Annotated in this window: 15 protein-coding genes and 1 pseudogene; 11 read left to right on the forward strand and 5 right to left on the reverse strand. The window is 73.7% G+C overall.

The features are described from left to right. Nucleotides 1-80: 80 nt before the first annotated feature. Both AB0877_RS30910 and AB0877_RS30915 read right to left on the reverse strand, forming a co-directional pair. Nucleotides 81-836: an ABC transporter permease gene (locus tag AB0877_RS30910; protein WP_357196970.1), complete on the reverse strand. Its 756-nt coding sequence runs from the start codon at nt 834-836 to the stop codon at nt 81-83. Then, entirely contained in the window at nt 833-1588 is a 756-nt protein-coding gene (locus AB0877_RS30915) for an ABC transporter ATP-binding protein (RefSeq protein ID WP_366613271.1), read from the reverse strand. The genes AB0877_RS30910 and AB0877_RS30915 overlap by 4 nt, the downstream gene beginning before the upstream one ends. 593 nt (nt 1589-2181) lie before the next feature. Between AB0877_RS30915 and AB0877_RS30920 the strand changes: the two are divergent. The 4 genes and pseudogenes from AB0877_RS30920 to AB0877_RS30935 all read left to right on the forward strand — a co-directional run. Further along, a pseudogene (locus AB0877_RS30920) lies at nt 2182-2466 on the forward strand (phosphoribosyl-AMP cyclohydrolase); the annotation flags it as partial. Nucleotides 2467-2757: 291 nt separating this feature from the next. Beyond that, the gene (gene hisI / locus AB0877_RS30925) at nt 2758-3171 is read left to right on the forward strand and encodes a phosphoribosyl-AMP cyclohydrolase (protein ID WP_357197031.1); all 414 of its coding nucleotides are present in this window, start codon (nt 2758-2760) and stop codon (nt 3169-3171) included. After that, on the forward strand, nt 3168-4721 hold the full coding sequence (locus AB0877_RS30930; RefSeq protein ID WP_366613273.1) for an anthranilate synthase component I: 1554 nt from the start codon (nt 3168-3170) through the stop codon (nt 4719-4721). Before hisI ends, AB0877_RS30930 begins: the two co-directional genes overlap by 4 nt. A 108-nt stretch (nt 4722-4829) precedes the next feature. Continuing rightward, nucleotides 4830-5420 (forward strand): Trp biosynthesis-associated membrane protein, encoded by a 591-nt coding sequence (locus tag AB0877_RS30935; protein WP_366613275.1) that lies wholly within the window; start codon nt 4830-4832, stop codon nt 5418-5420. A gap of 153 nt (nt 5421-5573) precedes the next feature. On the opposite strand, the gene AB0877_RS30940 is transcribed toward AB0877_RS30935, so the two are convergent. After that, nucleotides 5574-5843, reverse strand: a complete 270-nt coding sequence (locus tag AB0877_RS30940) for a hypothetical protein (RefSeq protein WP_366613277.1) — start codon at nt 5841-5843, stop codon at nt 5574-5576. A 487-nt stretch (nt 5844-6330) separates the two neighbouring features. On the opposite strand from AB0877_RS30940, the gene trpC reads away from it, so the two are divergent. From trpC to trpA, 3 genes are read left to right on the forward strand one after another with little or no spacing between them, the layout of a single operon-like run. Then, on the forward strand, nt 6331-7134 hold the full coding sequence (gene trpC / locus AB0877_RS30945; RefSeq protein WP_030334428.1) for an indole-3-glycerol phosphate synthase TrpC: 804 nt from the start codon (nt 6331-6333) through the stop codon (nt 7132-7134). Nucleotides 7135-7172: 38 nt separating this feature from the next. Continuing rightward, on the forward strand, nt 7173-8411 hold the full coding sequence (gene trpB / locus AB0877_RS30950; protein WP_238667348.1) for a tryptophan synthase subunit beta: 1239 nt from the start codon (nt 7173-7175) through the stop codon (nt 8409-8411). Nucleotide 8412: 1 nt separating this feature from the next. After that, nucleotides 8413-9216: a tryptophan synthase subunit alpha gene (trpA, locus tag AB0877_RS30955; RefSeq protein WP_091407799.1), complete on the forward strand. Its 804-nt coding sequence runs from the start codon at nt 8413-8415 to the stop codon at nt 9214-9216. 21 nt (nt 9217-9237) lie between these two features. On the opposite strand, the gene AB0877_RS30960 is transcribed toward trpA, so the two are convergent. Beyond that, nucleotides 9238-9786, reverse strand: a complete 549-nt coding sequence (locus AB0877_RS30960) for an NUDIX domain-containing protein (protein WP_366613280.1) — start codon at nt 9784-9786, stop codon at nt 9238-9240. Nucleotides 9787-9888: 102 nt separating this feature from the next. Between AB0877_RS30960 and lgt the strand changes: the two genes are divergently transcribed. After that, the gene (gene lgt, locus AB0877_RS30965; RefSeq protein WP_366613282.1) at nt 9889-11067 is read left to right on the forward strand and encodes a prolipoprotein diacylglyceryl transferase; all 1179 of its coding nucleotides are present in this window, start codon (nt 9889-9891) and stop codon (nt 11065-11067) included. 9 nt (nt 11068-11076) lie between these two features. Continuing rightward, nucleotides 11077-12264, forward strand: a complete 1188-nt coding sequence (locus AB0877_RS30970; RefSeq protein WP_366613284.1) for an NAD(P)/FAD-dependent oxidoreductase — start codon at nt 11077-11079, stop codon at nt 12262-12264. A gap of 38 nt (nt 12265-12302) precedes the next feature. On the opposite strand, the gene AB0877_RS30975 is transcribed toward AB0877_RS30970, so the two are convergent. Continuing rightward, the gene (locus tag AB0877_RS30975; RefSeq protein WP_366613286.1) at nt 12303-13148 is read right to left on the reverse strand and encodes a GNAT family N-acetyltransferase; all 846 of its coding nucleotides are present in this window, start codon (nt 13146-13148) and stop codon (nt 12303-12305) included. Nucleotides 13149-13292: 144 nt separating this feature from the next. On the opposite strand from AB0877_RS30975, the gene gltB reads away from it, so the two are divergent. Together gltB and AB0877_RS30985 are read left to right on the forward strand one after the other, a co-directional pair. Beyond that, the gene (gene gltB / locus AB0877_RS30980; RefSeq protein WP_366613288.1) at nt 13293-17996 is read left to right on the forward strand and encodes a glutamate synthase large subunit; all 4704 of its coding nucleotides are present in this window, start codon (nt 13293-13295) and stop codon (nt 17994-17996) included. Beyond that, complete coding sequence (locus AB0877_RS30985; protein WP_366613290.1) at nt 17989-19509, forward strand: glutamate synthase subunit beta; 1521 nt, start codon at nt 17989-17991, stop codon at nt 19507-19509. The genes gltB and AB0877_RS30985 overlap by 8 nt, the downstream gene beginning before the upstream one ends. Nucleotides 19510-19544 lie beyond the last annotated feature (35 nt).

A 19544-nucleotide genomic window follows, 5' to 3' on the forward strand; every position in this document is an offset into this window, starting at 1 on the left:
GTGACCTGCTGCCCCACCCGGGTCGGCTGGCCGCGCTGACCGACCGAAGCCTCGCCGGCCGCCGCCCCCGGCGCTGGCGGTCAGCCGCTGCGTCGGCGCAGGGTGGCCGCCGCGAGCACCAGCGCCAGCACCACCGCGCCGAGAACCACGGCGACGTCGCGCCACATCCGGCCGGTCGGTTCGGCGTGGGCACCGACCTCCTGCAACGCCTCGATGGCGTACGACAGGGGGAAGGCGTCGCTGAGCGCCTGGAGCCAGCCGGCCATCTGGTCACGGGCCACGAACAGCCCGCAGAGCAGCAGTTGGGGGACCACCACGACTGGCAGGAACTGTACTGCCTGAAACTCGGTGCGCGCGAAGGCACTGCACAGCAGTCCGAGGGCGACGCCGAGCACGGCGTCGAGCACGGCGATCCCGAGCACCAGCCCGATGCTGCCGGCGGTCTCCAGATCGAAGATCCAGTACGCCACCGCGGCGGCGACGGCGGCCTGTACGGCGGCGGCCAGCCCGAACGCGATGCCGTACCCGAAGAGCAGATCGAGCTTGCCCAGCGGGGTGGTGAGCAGCCGCTCCAGCGTGCCCGAGGTGCGTTCCCGCAACATGGCGATGCTGGTCACCAGAAACATGATCACGAAGGGGAAGATGCCGAGCATCACCAGCGCGATCCGGTCGAACGTGGTGGGTTGGCCGGGCGGGGTCGGCTGGTCGGCGTACATGAAGTAGACCAGGGTGAGCAGGACGGCCGGCACCACCACGAGCAGCGCGATGGTCCGCCGGTCGTGCCGGAGCTGACGGAGGATGCGCCCGGTGGTGGCGGCGAGAATGCGCGCGTTCATGCTGTCTCCCGTGCGGCTGTCGCGTCGGTGCTGGTGGAGGCGGCCTCGCCGGCCCGGATGAGCCGCAGGAACGCCTCGTCGAGGTCGTCCACACCGGCGGCGGCGCGGATCGCGGCGGGGCTGTCGTCGGCGATCAACCGCCCCTGGCGGATCAGCAACAGTTGGTCGCAGCGTGCCGCCTCGTCCATCACGTGGCTGGACACCAGCAGGGTGGTGCCGGCGGCGGCCATCGCGTGGAACCGGGCCCACAGATCGGCCCGCAGCACCGGGTCCTGGCCGACGGTCGGCTCGTCGAGGATGACCAGCTCCGGCTCCCCGACCAGGGCGCACGCCAGCGAGGCTCGGCTGCGTTGACCACCGGACAGGGTGCCGACCAGCTGACCGGCGGCCCCGGCCAGCCCGACGTCGCTGATCGCCCGGTCGGCCTCGACCCGCCCGCGCCCGTACAGGGCCGCGAAGTAGCGGGCGTTCTCCTGGACGGTCAGGTCGGCGTAGACGCTGGGCGCCTGGGTCAGGTAGCCCACCCGGTGCCGCAGCGCGGGGGTGCCCGCCGGCTGGCCGAGCACGGTGACCGTCCCGCCACCGACCAGCTGCACCCCGACCACCGCGCGCATGAACGTGGTCTTGCCACTGCCGCTGGGGCCGAGCAGCCCGGTGACCGCGCCGCGCGGGACCCGGCAGCTGATGCCGTCCAGCACCCGCCGCCCACCCCGGTCCACGACCAGGTCTCGGACGGCTATCGCATCGTCCATCACGCACCTCCAGAGAAACTCATCACCTGTTGAACTCAACGCTAGATGAAATACCGCGCCGGGCGCAACGCCCGCGCCGGTGTCCGGCCGACCGTCGCGCGGAGCGCGAGAACGGGCAGTAGGCTCCGGACCGGACAGGAAGTCCGGCAACGGGCATTGCGCACCGATCGGACGTACGGCACGATGGCGCGGTGGGTCACGCTCCGTTACCGAACAGCGGTTTTCTCGAGGATTGGGCCGCGCGGTTGCGGCAGGCCGCCGAACGGCCGGTGGTCGGCATCCTGTTGCGCGGCAGCCACGCCCGCCACGCCGCCACCGCGCACAGCGACGTCGACCTCGACGTGCTGGTCGGCGGTGCCCCGTACGCGGCCCGCCGGGCCTACCTGGACGAGTCCGCAGGTCAGGTCACCCACGTCTCGGTGGCTGCCCGCGACATCCGGTCCTGGGTGCACCGACTGGGCGAACCGGCCGACTGGGCGTTCGGGCTGCCGGTCACCGCGCCGGCGCGGCTGCTCTGGGCCGACCCGCACTGGCGGCCCCGGATCGACCTGCCGGTGCTCTGCCAGCCCGCCGAGCCACCCCGACTGGAAGAGATGATCGCCACGCTGGGTAAGGCCGCCGCCGCCCGCGCGGCCAGCGACCGGCTCGGGGTCCGGCTCGCCGTCGCCGACCTGGCGCGGCTCTGCCCCTCGGTGCTGCGGCCGGCCAACCCGTCCGTGCGGGTCCACTCCCGCCGGGCGGCCTTCGCTGCGGCCCTGGAACTGCCGGTGGCGCCACCCGGCTACCGGACGGACATGATGCTCTGCCTCGGGCTGCGCCCGGGCGCGACCGGGCAGCTCTGGGCCGCCGCCGTACGGCTGGTCGCCGGCACGCTGCCGTTGATCCGGCCGTACGCCGAGGAGATCGCCGACACGGCCGGCGCGGACCTGGCCGCCGCCCTGGTCGACGGCCGGCTGGACCGCTACGTCGCCCAGCTGGCCCGGCCAGCCGGGCCCTCGTCGCAGTCCGGGCCCTCGTCGCAGTCCGGGCTCTCGGCACAGCCCCGGCCGTTGTCGCCCTCGTCGCAGCCCTGGCTGTCGGGGCCTGTGCCGCAGCCGGGGCGGGAGCGGTCGGCGGTGCCCGCGCCGCGTGCGGGAGAATTCGTGACTGTGCCCGTACCTGACCCGCCGGTGACCGGCGTTCCCAGCGATCCGAACGAGCTGGCCGCGCCCGCGACGGCGCGCCCGTCCCGGCTCGACCCGGCCATCGCGGCCCAGTTGCGTCGCACCGCCGACGGTCTGGTCGCCGCCGTGGTGCGCGCGCACGACTCCGGTGAGGTGCTGATGGTCGCCTGGATGGACGACGAGGCGTTGCACCGCACCCTCACCACCGGCCGAGCCACCTACTGGTCGCGCAGCCGCCGCGAATACTGGGTCAAGGGCGCCACCTCCGGGCACCACCAGTACGTACGGTCGGTCGCCCTGGACTGCGACGGGGACGCGCTGCTGGTGAGCGTGGACCAGGTCGGCGCGGCCTGCCACACCGGCCACCGGACCTGCTTCTTCACCGAGCTGCCCGTCTCTACTCCGGAGGCACTGCCATGACCGACGGCACCGTCAGCCCCGACCTGGCCACCTTCTCCGAGCTGGCCGCCGACTGGCGGGTGGTGCCGGTCACCCGGCGGCTGCTGGCCGACGCGGAGACCCCGGTCGGGGTCTACCGGAAGTTGGCCGGTGGGCCGGGCACGTTCCTGCTGGAGTCGGCCGAGCAGGGCGTCGGCTCGGCCGGCATGGCCTGGTCGCGGTACTCGTTCATCGGCGTACGCAGCAGCGCGACCCTGATCGCGCGCGACGGCGTGGCGACCTGGCTCGGCCAACCGCCGGCCGGGCTGAGCACCGAGGGTGACCCGGTGCGGATGCTGCGGGAGACGGTGGCGGCGCTGGCCGGCCCGGTCGGGGACCCGTCCGACGGTCTGCCACCGCTGACCGGGGGCATGGTCGGCTACCTCGGCTACGACCTGATCCGGCGCTTCGAGCGGTTGCCCGAGCTGACCGAGGACGACCTGGGCGTCCCCGAGCTGGGCATGATGCTCGCGACCGATCTGGTGGTGCTCGACCACTACGACGGCTCCGCGATCCTGGTCGCCAACGCGGTACTGCCGCCGCTGGACGCCCCGGACCGCGCCGCACAGGTCGCCGCCGCCTACCACCACGCGGTCGGCCGGTTGGATGCGATGACCACGGCGCTGTCCCGGCCCATCCCACCGATGATCTCCACGGTGGAGCGTCCGCCGGCCGGCGAGGTGCTCTGTCGGACGCCCGACGGCGGCTACCCGAAGGCGGTGGAGGCGGCCAAGGAGGCGATCAGGGCCGGTGAGTGCTTCCAGATCGTGCTCTCCCAGCGCTTCGAGCGGACGACCCACGCCGACCCGCTGGACGTCTACCGGGTGTTGCGCACCAGCAACCCCAGCCCGTATATGTACCTGCTGCGCTTCGACGGGTTCGACATCGTCGGCTCGTCCCCGGAGGCGCACCTGAAGGTCACCGGGGCCCCGGACGGGCGACGCCGGGCGTTGTTGCACCCGATCGCCGGCACCCGGCCGCGGGGCGGCACCCCCGCCGCCGACGCCGCCCTCGCCGCCGAGCTGCTGGCCGACCCGAAGGAACGAGCCGAGCACGTGATGCTGGTCGACCTCGGCCGCAACGACCTGGGTCGGGTCTGTCAGCCCGGCAGCGTGGAGGTGCCCGAGTTCGCCACCATCGAGCGCTACAGCCACGTCATGCACATCGTCTCCACCGTCACCGGCACGCTGCGTGACGACCAGAGCGCCTTCGACGCGTTGGCCGCGACCTTCCCGGCCGGCACGCTCTCCGGGGCGCCCAAGGTGCGCGCCATGGAGATCATCGAGGAGTTGGAGCCGGTCCGTCGTGGCCTCTACGGCGGCACCGTCGGCTACTTCGGCTTCGGCGGCGACCTGGACATGGCGATCGCCATCCGGACCGCGCTCATCCGTGACGGCCGCGCCTACGTCCAGGCCGGGGCGGGGGTGGTCGCCGACTCGGACCCGGCCGCCGAGGACCAGGAGACGCGTAACAAGGCGGCGGCCGTGCTGGCCGCGATCGCCGCCGCCGAAACCCTCCGGCCGGCACGATGAACGCGGCGAAGCGTCGCCCCGCAGTCGCTCACGGAGGACCGGTTCGGTGAGCGCGAGGAGTGCGGCGGCGACGCGGCGCCCGGCGGTCGCGGACGATGGGACGAGCTCGTGAGCGGCGGGGGTCGACCCGTCGGGGGCCGGCGCGCGTTGACGTACGCGGTGCTGCTCTGCCTGGCCGGCGCGGGCCTGGCGCTATGGGCCGCGACGCGCGGTTGGTCGGTCGAGCTGACGGCCCGTCCGGCACCGCTGCCGCCGGTGCGTGACACCCGCAGCGGTGCGAGTCTGCTGCCCTGGTTGCCGGCGTTGGCCCTGGTGACCCTGGCCGGGGGTGGCGCGGTGCTGGCCACCCGGGGTCGCCTGCGTCGGGTGCTCGGGGCGCTGCTCGGCGTGCTCGGTCTGGCCGTGGCGGCCGGCGGCGGGTACGGGCTGGTGGCCGACGTGAGCGGCGTGGTGAGCCGGCAGTGGCCGGCGCTCTGCCTGCTCGGCGGCCTGGTGGCCGCCGGGGGAGGCTGGTGGACGGCGCTGCGTGGCGGCGACTGGCCGGCGATGGGCGCCCGGTACGAGCGTCCGGCGCGGAGCGCGCCGCAGGACGCGCCGGCGCAGAGCGACCCGACCGCCCCGCCGACGCCGTTGGCGGGGCGTCGCACCACCGAGGCGTGGGACGCGCTGGACCGGGGCGAAGACCCGACGGCCGACTGACGCGGTGGCCCGCATGATCGCGGTGACCGACTGCTCGACCGGCCCGGTGGCCGCGACAGCCGTCGGACGCCGCGACAGCCGTCGGACGCCGCGACAGCCGTCGGACGCCGCGACGGGCGGCTGACGGCGCGACAGGCGGAGGCCGGTGGGCTGTCAGCCGACCGGCTGGCGCTCCCAGTGGCTGCGGCTGCCGGCGGCGCGGGCGGCGGTCAGCTCTTCGACCAGGCGGTTCAGCTCGGCACGCTGGTCGGCGCGCGCCCGGTCGGCGCAGACCGCCTCCCAGGCGTTGCCCCGTGCTGTCCGCATCCGTCCCTCGCCCACCACGGCCCGTTCCACGGTGTGCACCACGCCGACGGCGAGCGATGCCACCGTCCGCGAGATCGTGGTCAGTCCGATGGTCGGGTGCGGCTCGGAAATGCTCATGATCACCTCGCGCGAGGAGTTGCGACGGTCGGGGCAGGCGCGCCATCGAGTCTGCCCGAGGACGATGCTCGCCCGTCGACGTTTCGCCGCGGTGACCGCCCGGTCAACTGTCTCGCCTCGGCCGTGACCAGGACCGTCCGGCCGACCTTGAGCTTGCTCACAACATCGACCGGGGTCGCTGCTGTCGCGCGCCGCGCGGTAACTGGTGGCATGATCGATGGGTCGGCCCGGCCCTGACCGTGGCCGCCAGGCTCCATACCGCGTGACGGTGATCGATACCGGAGGTGGCGCTGCGTGACAACCCCTTCACGGCAAGTCGGCCATTATGCCGCAGCCCTTTTCGTGAGCAGCGCCATACCCCCGGCATCCGGCGTCGGTCGGCTGCCCCTAGCATCGGCCCATGACGCCCGGAGAGGGGAGTCCGTTCGTGACTGCTGAGCATGCGCACGCGGAGGGGGACGAGGCCGGCCAGGCAGCGTCCGTAAGCGTGCTCGACGAGATTCTGGCCGGCGTGCGTGAAGACGTCGCCCGACGCCAGGAGCAGGTTCCGCTGGAGCGGATCCGTGAACTGGCAGCGGCGGCGCCGCCGCCCATGGACGCGTACGCGGCCCTGCGCAAGCCCGGCGTGGCCGTGATCGCCGAGGTGAAGCGTTCGTCGCCGTCCAAGGGCCGGCTGGCCGAGATCGCCGACCCGGCCGACCTCGCTGTCGACTACGCGGCCGGTGGGGCGCGGGCGATCAGCGTGCTGACCGAGGGGCGCTGGTTCGGCGGTTCGCTGGACGACCTGGCGGCCGTCCGTGCGGCGGTCACCGTGCCGGTGCTGCGTAAGGACTTCGTGGTCTCCAGCTATCAGATCCACGAGGCCCGCGCACACGGCGCCGACCTGGTTCTGCTGATCGTCGCCGCCCTCGAGCAGAACGTCCTGATGGGCCTGCTGGAGCGGATCGAGTCGCTGGGCATGACCGCCCTGGTCGAGGTGCACGACGAGGAAGAGGCCGACCGCGCGTTGGAGGCCGGCGCGCAGGTGATCGGGGTCAACGCCCGTGACCTGCGTACCCTGGAGGTCGACCGGTCGGTGTTCGAGCGGATCGCGCCCGGCCTGCCCAGCAGCGTCGTCAAGATCGCCGAATCCGGCGTTCGTGGCCCGCACGACCTGATCCGGTACGCCTCCGCGGGCGCTGACGCGGTCCTCGTCGGCGAGGGCCTGGTCACCCAGAAGAGCCCCCGCGAGGCGGTCGCCGAGTTGGTCAACGCCGGCAACCACCCGGCAACGCCCCGGCCGGTGCGCTGACCCCGCGCCGGGCTGACGCCCCACCGAGAGGATTCCCGATGAGCGCCGACGCGCTGGCCCCGGTGGCCGGCCCGCAGCCCGACTCCGCCGGCCACTTCGGCCGCTTCGGCGGTCGGTTCGTTCCCGAGGCCCTGGTGGCCGCGTTGGACGAGCTCGACGGGGCGTGGCGTACGGCGATGGCGGACGAGTCCTTCCGGGCGGAGTTCGGCGCGCTGTTGCGCGACTACGCCGGCACGCCGTCGCTGCTCTACGAGGCCCGGCGATTCTCCGCGAAGGTCGGCGCGCGGGTGCTGCTCAAGCGCGAGGACCTCAACCACACGGGCGCGCACAAGGTGCGCAACGTGCTCGGCCAGGCGCTGCTCACCAAGCGGATGGGCAAGACCCGGGTGATCGCGGAGACCGGTGCCGGCCAGCACGGTGTCGCCACCGCGACCGCCGCCGCCCTGTTCGACCTCGAGTGTGTGGTCTACATGGGCCAGGTCGACACCGAGCGGCAGGCGCTCAACGTGGCCCGGATGCGGATGCTCGGCGCGACGGTCGTCCCGGTCACCAACGGCTCGCGCACCCTCAAGGACGCGATGAACGAGGCGATGCGCGACTGGGTGGCGAACGTCGACGAGACGCACTACCTGATCGGCACCGCCGCGGGCCCGCACCCGTTCCCGGCGATGGTGCGCGACTTCGTCCGGGGCATCGGAGACGAGGCCCGTCAGCAGTGCCTGGACCTCACCGGCGGGTTGCCGGACGCCGTCACCGCCTGCGTCGGCGGCGGCTCGAACGCGCTGGGCATCTTCCACGCGTTCGTGGGCGACGAGGCCGTTCGGCTGTACGGCTTCGAAGCCGGCGGCGACGGGGTGGCCACCGGCCGGCACGCGGCGAGCATCACCGGCGGGTCGGCCGGGGTGCTGCACGGCACCCGCACCTTCGTGCTCCAGGACGCCGACGGGCAGACCCTGGAGTCGCACTCGATCTCCGCCGGCCTGGACTACCCCGGCGTCGGGCCCGAGCACGCGTGGCTGCACGACACCGGCCGCGCGAACTACCTGCCGGTCACCGACGACGAGGCGATGGCCGCGTTCGAGCTGCTCTGCCGTACCGAGGGCATCATCCCGGCGATCGAGAGCGCGCACGCGCTCGCCGGCACCGTCGCGCTGGCTCCGAAGCTCGCCGCGGAGCTGGGCCGGGAGCCCACCATCGTGGTCAACCTCTCCGGGCGGGGCGACAAGGACGTGCACACCGCCGGCGACTACTTCGGCATCCTCGACAAGGAGCGGTGAGATGAGCCGGATCGGGGTGGCCTTCGACAAGGCCCGCGCCGACGGACGGGCACTGCTGGTCGGCTGCATGCCGGCCGGTTTCCCCACCGTCGAGGGCAGCATCGCCGCGATGACCGCCATGGTCGAGGCCGGCGTCGACGTGATCGAGGTGGAGATCCCCTACTCGGACCCGGTGATGGACGGGCCGGTGATCCAGCGGGCCAGCGACATCGCGCTGGCCGGTGGCGTACGCACCGCGGACACGATGCGCATCATCGAGGCGGTGGCGGCCACCGGCGCTCCGGTGGTCACCATGACCTACTGGAATCCGGTCGAGCGGTACGGCGTGGACGTCTTCGCCCGTGACCTGGCCTCGGCCGGTGGCACCGGCCTGATCACCCCGGACCTCATTCCCGACGAGGCCGACGAGTGGCTGGCCGCCTCGGACGCGCACGGGCTGGACCGCACGTTCCTGGTGTCGCCCTCGTCCACCGACGCGCGGCTGGCGATGACCGTGCAGCACTGCCGCGGCTTCGTCTACGCGACCGCCGTGATGGGGGTGACCGGCGCCCGGGCGCGTACCTCCGACGCCGCCCCGACGCTGGTCTCCCGGGCCCGCGCCGTCACCGACCTGCCGATCGGCGTCGGCCTGGGGGTGGGTACCGGCGCGCAGGCCGGCACCGTCGCCGGTTACGCCGATGGGGTGATCGTGGGCAGTGCGCTGGTGCGGTGTGTGCTTGACGCGCCCACCGAGGCCGACGGGCTGGCCGCCCTTCGCACGCTCAGCGCCGAACTCGCCGAGGGCGTCCGTAACCCCACCCGCTGACCCGGCGTCGCCCGGCCCGGCTCAACCCGGCTTGGCGTGCCGCGCGTCCTGGTCGGCCGTCGGCCGCTCGTCCCCGGCTGGGCGGGCCGCCGGCAGCGACGCGGTGGCGACGCCGCCGGGCGTGGAGCCGATGTCGCGCAGGACGCCGAAGCGGCCGGCGGTCGCGTCGGTGACGGCGGCTCGGGTGAGCGGGGTGACCACCTCGGGCAGCGCGTCGGGGGAGTGCCAGGACAGTCGGCAGCCCGGCGGCGGGTCGGTGGCGGGTCGGACCCCGGCCGCGCGGGCCCGGAACACGTGCACGAGGACGTCCGGCTGCGGGCCGGCGCGGCCGGCGGCGGCCTCCCCCGACGGGCGGCTCACCTGGTAGATGCCGACCAGGCCGGTCAGCTCGATGTCCCAGCCGGTCTCGGCGCGAATGTCGCGTAGGGCCGCCCGCACCGGGCTCTCGGCCGGACGCAGCCGCCCACCGGGCAACGCGTAGCGACGGTCCCCCCGACCCTGCCGGCAGAGCAGCACCCGACCGGCGTCGTCGGTGACGACCGCGGCGACCGCCCAGGTGAGCGCGCTCATGGACAAAGAGCCTACGGCGGCGCAAACCAGAAGTCACCGGGATGCGCCCGCCAGCGGCCCGGGGTGCCGCTGCGGGGGTGTGCAGCGGTAGCGTGTGCACCCGTGACCCTCGCCTCGCTCTCCCCCCAGGCGGCCCTGCCCAGCCCCAGCACCGCGGTCTGGCAGCTCGGGCCGGTGCCGATCCGGGCCTACGCGCTCTGCATCATCGCCGGCATCGTGCTGGCCTGCTGGGTGACGGAGCGCCGGCTGCGGCAGCGCGGCGTCGCGCCCGGCGCGGTGCTCGACATCGCCGTCTGGGCGGTGCCCGCCGGCATCATCGGCGCCCGGATCTACCACGTGATCACCTCGCCTGAGAAATACTTCGGGGCCGGTGGCGACCCGATGAAGGCGTTCGCCATCTGGGAGGGCGGTCTCGGCATCTGGGGCGCGGTCGCCGGTGGCGCGCTCGGTGCCTGGATCGCGGCCCGACAGCTCGGCATTCCGTTCGGTGTGGTGGCTGACGCGCTGGCCCCCGGGCTGCCGCTGGCCCAGGCCGTCGGCCGGCTCGGCAACTGGTTCAACAACGAGCTGTTCGGTGGCCGGACGACCCTGCCGTGGGGTCTGGAGATCCACCGGATGGACCCGGACAACCCCGGGCACGCCCTGCGCGACGACGCCGGGCAGCCGATCCTCGAACCGGGCCTCTACCAGCCGACGTTCCTCTACGAGTTGCTGTGGAACCTCGGTGTCGCAGCTCTGGTCCTCGTCCTCGACCGCCGCTTCAAGCTGGGCCGCGGCCGGGCGTTCGCGCTCTACGTGATGGGTTACACCGTCGGCCGGTTCTGGATCGAGCTGATGCGCACCGACGAGGCCAACCAGATCCTCGGCGTCCGACTCAACGTCTGGACCGCCGCCCTGGTCTTCCTCGGCGCGCTCATCTACTTCGTACGGGTGCGTGGCCCTCGGGACTACCTGATCCCACTCGGCCCGGCGGCGACGCCGACCCCGCCCCCCACCTCCGACCTGTCCCAGGTCGACCTCTCCGAGCGGGAGACCCCGACGCGGGCCGCCGCGCCGGAGGGCTACCGGGTGGTGAGCGAGGAGCAGTACGCGGCCTGGCAGGAGACCGGCGTCGTACCACCGGTCGACGACGACTCCCAGCCGGACGACGGCGAGCCGTCCGCCGACGCGGTCGCCGACGACCTCGCGCCGAGCGACGACGAGCCGGCCGACGCTCCGTCCGCCGTCCGCGGCGACCGGGCCGACGCCACGGGCGTGCGACCCGCCGACCGGGACAGCTGAGCGGCACCGATGCGAAGCGCGGTGGTGGTCGGCGCAGGGGTCGGTGGCCTCGCGGTGGCCGGCGCGCTGGCGCGTTCCGGCTGGCAGGTCACCCTGTTGGAACGCGCCGAACGGGTCCGCCCCGAGCCGACCGCCGTGGTGCTCTGGCCCAACGGTGTCCGCGCGCTCCAGGCCCTCGGCCTCGGGGCCGGCCTGGCCGCCATCGCCACCCCGTTGCCCGACGGCGGGGTCCGTCGTCCGGACGGCCACTGGCTCGTTCAGCCCCGGCCCATCCCGGCCGACCGGATGCCGGTGGTGGTGCACCGGGAGGATCTGCACGACGCGCTGATCGCCGGCCTCGGCGAGCGGGTCGAGTTGCGGACCGGGGTGACGGTGCGTCATGTCCGCGTCGAGCCGGGCGAGCGGCCGGGCGTCAGCGACGGGCGGCACACCATCGAGGCCGATCTGGTGGTGGCCGCCGACGGCACCGACAGCGGCATCCGCCGCCAGCTCGCGCCCGAGTCGCGGGTGGTCAGCTCCGGATGTGCCGCCTGGCGGGCCGTCATCCCCTGGTACCAGGCACCTCGGCTCCCCGACGACCAGCCGCTGGCCGGTGAGATTCTCGGCGCGGGTTACCGGTTCGTGGCCGCGTCGCTGGGCGAGCGCGGCTCCTCGGGCGGGTCCACCCGGGGCGGCATCTACTGGGTGGCCACCGCCGCTGGCGCGCCCCGCCCGGAACCACCAGAGACCCAGCTCGCCCTGCTGCGCCGCTGGTACGCGGGCTGGCCCGCGCCGGTCGGCGCGCTGCTCGACGCCACCAACCCGGCCGACCTGGTCCAGCAGGAGGTTCGCGAGCTGCGCCCGCTGCCCCGGGCGTACGGCTTTCCGGTCGGGCCGGGTGGGGTTGTGCTGCTCGGCGACGCGGCGCACGCCATGCCGCCGCACCTCGGGCAGGGCGCCTGCCTCGCGTTCGAGGACGCCGCGACGCTGGCGTCGCTGCTGCGGGAGGCTCGGCTGCCCGACGCCGTCCAGACGTACGACCGGGTGCGCCGCCCCCGGGCCGCGACAGTGGTCCGGCAGACCCGGCGGATGTCGGCGGTGCTCCAGACCCGGGGCCGGTTGGCGCTGCGCGCCCGGGACGCCGCACTGGGCACGATCAACTCCCGACTGCTCTCCAGCGCCGCCGCCTCCGCCGCCCAGTGGCGTCCACCGACCTGATCCCGGCCGCGACGTAGGTCGGTGTGGGGCGGGGCTGCTCAGGGGATGAGGGCGGCCGGTTCGGCGATGCAGGCGGTGCCGATCCGGCGGAAGCCGACCCGCAGGTAGACCCGCGCGATCTCCTCACTGCCCGCGGAGAGGAAGACCAGCTCGGTGCCGGCGGCGAGGAGTTCCCGGGCCAGGGTGGCGGTGAGCGCCGCGCCGAGCCCGCGTCGTCGGGCGGACGGCAGGGTGGCCACCCCGGCGACCTCCGCGACGTCGTCCACCCGCATCGCCATGCCGCTGGCCAGCGCGCCCTCGGTCGGCGTGCCGGCCAGCGCGGAGATCCGCCGCCCGTCGGCGATCCGGACGCGCTCCTCGTCGAGCGCGGCCAGTTCGAGTTCGGTGACGGCGGCGTCGCGTTCGGCCGGACCGGCCTCGCCGGGCGCGGTGCCGGCAGCGGCGAACGCCACCGCCGCCACCGCACGCCGTGCGGCGACATCGGCGGCGAACCCGGGGGAGTCGGCGGCCAGCACCCGCACCGCCGCGTCGGAGAGCGTCGCCGGGTCGGGCAGCGCGCTCGGGTCGAGCACCATCAGCGGCGCCTCCAGCACGCTGAGCCCCGCCGAGCGGGCCACCGCCAGCAGCTCCGGGGTCGTCTCGTGCACCCACTCGAAGGCTTCCGGCAAACCCAGCTTCCGCTGGCGCTCGCGCACCGAGGACACGTCGGCCAGCGACGGCGGCTCGGTGGCGTCGATCCGGGGGCGAGCATAGAACGGCCAGCCGTCGCCTTCGCGGACGAACAGCACCAGCCCGCCATGCTCCTCCGCACCGGCGACGTCGCGGGGCACCGCGTCGTAGAAGCGTTCCAACCGGTCGAAGACGTGCTTGTGTGACGGATCCACCGCGCGAGACTACACGTCCCAGCCAGTGGACGGTGTGATCAATCTCGGGTGGCCGTGCGGCCCCGGCCCTAACGTAGACTCAATAGACCCACGGGCCGACGTCGTCCCCACCATGATCCAACCTGAGTGACGACAGGAGGCCCGGTGGCTCAGCCGTACGCGGACACAGAACAGCCGCACCCGCACAGCCCGCAGGCGTCCCCGACGCCCCACCCCCGTCCGTCCGCCCAGGGCCTCTACGACCCAGCGCAGGAGCACGACGCCTGCGGCGTGGCCTTCGTGGCGGACCTGCACGGCCGGCGTTCACACTCGGTCGTCGCCAACGGGCTCGGCGCGCTCTGTCGGCTGGACCACCGGGGTGCCCGAGGCGCGGAGCCGAACACCGGCGACGGCGCCGGCATCATGATCCAGGTGCCCGACGCGTTCCTGCGCGCGGTGGCCGACATCGCGCTTCCCCCAGCGGGCGAATACGCCACCGGGCTGGTCTTCCTTCCCGACGACGATGCCGCCGAGGCGCGTGCCCGCCGCGTCGTCGAGAAGTACGCGCTGGTCGAGGGCGCCGACCTGCTCGGCTGGCGGGACGTGCCGATCGACCCGAGCGACCTGGGTGAGACCGCCCTGGCGGCGATGCCCCGGGTCCGGCAGCTCTTCCTGGCGGCGCACCGCCTCACCGACACACCCGACGGGCCGGCCGGCTCCCCGCTGCGCGGCCTCGAACTGGACCGGGTGGCGTTCTGCCTGCGTAAGCAGGCCGAGCGGGAGACCGCCGAGCGCGGCGTGCCGGCGTACTTCCCGTCGTTGTCCAGCCGCACCATGGTCTACAAGGGCATGCTCACGCCCGACCAGTTGCCGGCGTTCTACCCGGACCTGCGCGACGAGCGGGTGGACAGCGCCATCGCGCTGGTGCACTCCCGCTTCTCCACGAACACCTTCCCGTCCTGGCCGCTGGCGCACCCGTACCGGTTCATCGCCCACAACGGCGAGATCAACACGATCCGGGGCAACCGCAACTGGATGCAGGCCCGCGAGGCGCTCCTGCGCTCGCCGAACGTGCCGGGCAACATCCGGCGGGTGTTCCCGGTCTGCACCCCCGCCGCCTCCGACTCGGCGAACTTCGACGAGGTCCTGGAGTTGCTGCACCTGGCCGGGCGGAGCCTGCCGCACGCGGTGCTCATGATGATCCCCGAGGCGTGGGAGAACGACCCGGGGATGGACCCGGCCAAGCGCGCCTTTTACCGCTTCCACGCCAGCCTGATGGAGCCGTGGGACGGCCCGGCGTCGGTGGCCTTCACCGACGGCGAGATCGTCGGCGCGGTGCTGGACCGCAACGGGCTGCGCCCGGGGCGCTGGTGGCAGACCGACGACGGCCTCGTGGTGCTCGGCTCCGAGGCGGGCGTGCTCGACCTCGACCCGGCCCACGTGGTCGCCAAGGGGCGGCTCCAGCCGGGCCGGATGTTCCTGGTCGACACGGTGGCCGGGCGGATCGTGCACGACGAGGAGATCAAGTCCGAGCTGGCCGCCGCCCAGCCGTACGCCGAGTGGCTGCACGCCGGGCTGATCGAGCTGAACGACCTGCCGGCCCGCGAGCACACCGTCTACACGCACGACTCGGTGCGCCGCCGGCAGCAGACCTTCGGCTACACCCAGGAGGAGCTGAAGATCCTGCTGGGGCCGATGGCCCGCACCGGCGCCGAGCCGCTCGGCTCGATGGGTACGGACACCCCGATCGCGCCGCTGTCCACCCGGCCGCGGCTGCTCTACGACTACTTCCACCAGCTCTTCGCCCAGGTCACCAACCCGCCGCTGGACGCCATCCGCGAGGAGTTGGTGACCAGCCTGGCGTCGACGATCGGGCCGGAGGGCAACCTGCTCGACCCGGGTGCCGCGAGCTGCCGGCAGATCGTGCTCCCGCACCCGATCCTCGACAACGACGAGCTGGCGAAGATCCTCTCCATCGACGAGGACGGCGACCTGCCCGGCTTCAAGGCGGTCCGGGTCTCCGGGCTGTACCGGATCCGGGAGGGTGCCGCCGGGATCAAGGCGCGGCTGACCGAGATCTGCCGGCACGTCTCCGAGGCGATCGAGGACGGGGTGCGCATCCTGGTGCTCTCCGACCGGGACTCCAACGCCGACCTGGCGCCGATCCCGTCGCTGCTGCTCACCGCCGCCGTGCACCAGCACCTGGTCCGTGAGCAGACCCGTACGCGGGCGGCGCTGATCGTCGAGTCGGGGGACTGCCGCGAGGTGCACCACGCGGCGGTGCTGATCGGCTACGGCGCGGCGGCGGTCAACCCGTACCTGGCGTTCGAGTCGGTCGAGGACATGATCGCCACGGGCGCTCTCGCCGGGGTGGAGCCCGCCGCCGCGGTGCGCAACTACGCGAAGGCGCTCGGCAAGGGCGTCCTGAAGATCATGTCCAAGATGGGCATCTCGACGGTCTCCTCGTACTGCGGCGCGCAGGTCTTCGAGGCGGTCGGTCTGGACAGCCGGCTGGTCGAGCGCTACTTCCGGGGCACCCCCAGCCGCATCGGCGGGGTGGGTCTCGCCGGCGTGCACACCGAGGTGGCCGCCCGGCACGCGCTGGCCTGGCCGCCGGCCGGCACCGCCGCCTCCGACCGCCTGGAGGTCGGTGGCGAGTACCAGTGGCGCCGCGAGGGCGAGTTGCACCTGTTCAACCCGGAGACGGTGTTCCTGCTGCAACACGCCACCCGCAGCCGGCAGTACGACGTCTTCCGGCAGTACACCGCCAAGGTCGACGCGCTCGCCGCGCAGGCCGGCTCGCTGCGCGGCTTGTTCACCCTGCGCACCGGCGTCCGTCCGGCGGTGCCGATCGAGGAGGTCGAGCCGGCCACCGAGATCGTCAAGCGGTTCGCCACCGGCGCGATGTCGTACGGGTCGATCTCGGCGGAGGCGCACGAGACGCTCGCCATCGCCATGAACCGGCTCGGCGGCAAGTCCAACACCGGTGAGGGCGGTGAGGACGTCGAGCGGCTGCACGACCCGGCCCGCCGTTCGGCGGTCAAGCAGATCGCCAGCGGCCGTTTCGGTGTGACCAGCGAATACCTGGTCAACGCGGACGACCTCCAGATCAAGATGGCCCAGGGCGCGAAGCCGGGCGAGGGCGGTCAGCTGCCCGGTAACAAGGTCTGGCCGTGGATCGCCCGGACCCGGCACGCCACCCCCGGCGTGGGTCTGATCTCCCCGCCGCCGCACCACGACATCTACTCCATCGAGGACCTCGCCCAGTTGGTGCACGACCTGAAGTGCGTCAACCCGGCGGCCCGGGTGCACGTCAAGCTGGTCAGCGAGGTCGGCGTCGGCACCGTCGCCGCCGGGGTGGCGAAGCTCAAGGCGGACGTCATCCTGATCTCCGGCCACGACGGTGGCACGGGCGCGTCCCCGATGAACTCGCTCAAGCACGCCGGCACCCCGTGGGAGCTGGGGCTGGCCGAGGCGCAGCAGACGCTGTTGCTCAACAAGCTGCGCGACCGGGTCACGGTGCAGGTCGACGGCCAACTCAAGACCGGCCGGGACGTGCTGGTCGCGGCGCTGCTCGGCGCGGAGGAGTTCGGCTTCGCGACCGCGCCGCTGATCGTCGAGGGTTGCGTGATGATGCGGGTCTGCCACCTGGACACCTGCCCGGTCGGCATCGCCACCCAGAATCCGGTGCTGCGGGAACGCTTCACCGGCAAGCCGGAGTTCGTGGAGAACTTCTTCCTCTTCCTCGCCGAGGAGGTCCGGGGATACCTGGCCGAGCTGGGTTTCCGGTCGATCGAGGAAGCGATCGGGCAGTCCGAGCTGCTCGACGTGGCCCCGGCGCTGACGCACTGGAAGGCGCACGGATTGGACCTGGCGTCCGTCCTGCACCTGCCGGAGCTGCCCGCCGACGCGGCCCGACGCGGAGTGCGCGCGCAGGATCACGGCCTGGAGCAGGCGCTCGACAACGAGCTGATCGCGTTGGCCCGTCCGGCTCTGACCGACGGTGCGCCGGTGCGGGTCGAGGTGGCGGTGCGCAACGAGCACCGCAGCGTCGGCGCGATGCTCGGCGGCGAGGTGACCCGTCGTTTCGGCGGCGCCGGCCTTCCCGAGGACACCGTCGAGTTCGTGCTGCACGGCACGGCGGGGCAGTCGTTCGGCGCGTTCCTGCCGCGCGGCGTGACCCTGCGCCTGCACGGCGACGCCAACGACTACGTGGGTAAGGGCCTCTCCGGGGGCCGGCTCATCGTCCGTCCGGACGCCGCCGCGCCGTTCCTCGACCCGGACGCCGAGTCGGGGCAGCGGGCCGAGGATCAGATCATCGCCGGCAACACCATCCTGTACGGGGCCACGGCGGGCGAGGTCTTCCTGCGCGGCCGGGTGGGGGAGCGGTTCGCGGTCCGCAACTCCGGCGCGGTCGCCGTGGTCGAGGGCGTCGGTGACCACGGCTGCGAGTACATGACCGGAGGCACCGTGGTGGTGCTGGGCGCGACCGGCCGGAACTTCGCGGCGGGCATGTCCGGCGGCACGGCGTTCGTGCACCACCTGGATCGGGCCCGGGTCAACGCGGAGCTGGTCGACCTGCTGCCGCTGGGCGAGCAGGAGCAGTCGCTCCTGCACGAGCTGGTCCAACGGCACGTGGCCGAGACCGGGTCGGCGGTCGCCGAGGAGCTGCTCAAGCGGTGGCCGGACGCGGTGGCCGAGTTCACCGCTGTGGTACCCCGCGACTACCGCCGGGTGCTGGAGATCATGCGGGCCGCCGAAGCAGCCGGCCGCGACGTCGACGACGCGGTGATGGGCGCGCTGAGCGCGCCGGCCGCGCCGGTGCCGCCCGCCCCGCGGGTGGCTGCCCAGGAGGTGGCACGTGCCTGACCCGAACGGTTTCCTGCGCTACGACCGGCGGCTGCCGGCCCGCCGCCCGGTGCCGGTGCGGATCAGCGACTGGCGGGAGGTGTACCCGCCGGCCGGCGAGGAGCTGGTCCGTGAGCAGGCCACCCGGTGCATGGACTGCGGCATCCCGTTCTGCCACGACGGCTGCCCGCTGGGCAATCGCATCCCGGACTGGAACGACCTGGTGCGCACCGGCAACTGGGACGCCGCGGTGGAGTCGCTGCACGCCACCAACAACTTCCCGGAGTTCACCGGCCGGCTCTGCCCGGCGCCCTGCGAGGCGGCCTGCGTGCTCGGCATCTCCGGCGGTCAACCGGTGACCATCAAGCAGGTCGAGGTGGAGATCGCCGACGCCGCCGCGGCGCGCGGGTTCACCCCCCACCCGGTGCCGCCGCCGTCGGGTCGGTCGGTCGCCGTCGTCGGCTCCGGGCCTGCCGGCCTCGCCGCCGCCCAGCAGTTGGCCCGCGCCGGTCACGCGGTGACGGTGTACGAACGCGACGACGCGATCGGTGGCCTGCTCCGGTACGGCATCCCCGACTTCAAGTTGGAGAAGCGGCACATCGACGCCCGGTTGACCCAGCTCATCGCCGAGGGGGTGCGCTTCCGCACCGGCGTGAACGTCGGCGTGGACGTCACCGCCGAGCAGTTGCGCGCCGAGCACGACGCGGTGCTGCTGGCCTGCGGGGCGTTGCAGGGCCGGGACACCCCGGAGACCCCGGGGCGGGCGCTTCGGGGCGTACACCAGGCGATGGCGCACCTGGTCGCGGCCAATCGCGCGGTCGCCACCGCGACCACCGACCAGGCCGCCGAGCGTCGGCTGGCACCGGCGGTGCTGCCGGACGGCACGCCGATCGACGCGGCCGGCAAGCATGTGGTGATCATCGGCGGAGGCGACACGGCGGCCGACTGCCTCGGCGTCGCGCACCGCCAGGGCGCGGCGGGTGTGCACCAGCTCGACCTGTACCCGCAGCCGCCGCAGGAGCGCGACGAGGCCCGGGATCCATGGCCGACCTGGCCGTGGGTGCTGCGCAGCTACCCGGCGCACGAGGAGGGTGGCGAGCGGGTCTTCGCCGCGGCGGTGCAGGAGTTCGTGGACGACGGCACCGGCCAGGTGCGGGCGGTGCGGATCGCCGAGGTGACCGTCGAGAAGCGCGACGGCCGGCGCATCGTCACCGTCGTGCCGGGCTCCGAGCGGGAGTTGCCGGCCGATCTGGTGCTGTTGGCGATCGGTTTCGAGGGCACCGAGCAGCAGCCGCTGCTGGAGCAGTTCGGGGTGTCCCGCAACCCGCGGGGCGCGATCGACGCCCGCGACGACTGGCAGACCGACGCCGACGGGGTGTTCGTGGCCGGTGACATGCACCGGGGCGCTTCGTTGATCGTCTGGGCCATCGCCGAGGGGCGGGCGGTGGCCGCGGCCATCCACGACCATCTGGGCGGTGTCGGTGTGTTGCCGGCCCCGGTGGGCCCGGCCGCGCAGGCTCTCGCCGCTCGCTGAGGTGCGGTCGTCCGGTCGGTGCGGCGGGTCCGCCG

The organism is Micromonospora sp. NPDC047644 (assembly GCF_040704315.1).
In the GTDB taxonomy this organism is placed as follows: Bacteria; Actinomycetota; Actinomycetes; order Mycobacteriales; family Micromonosporaceae; genus Micromonospora.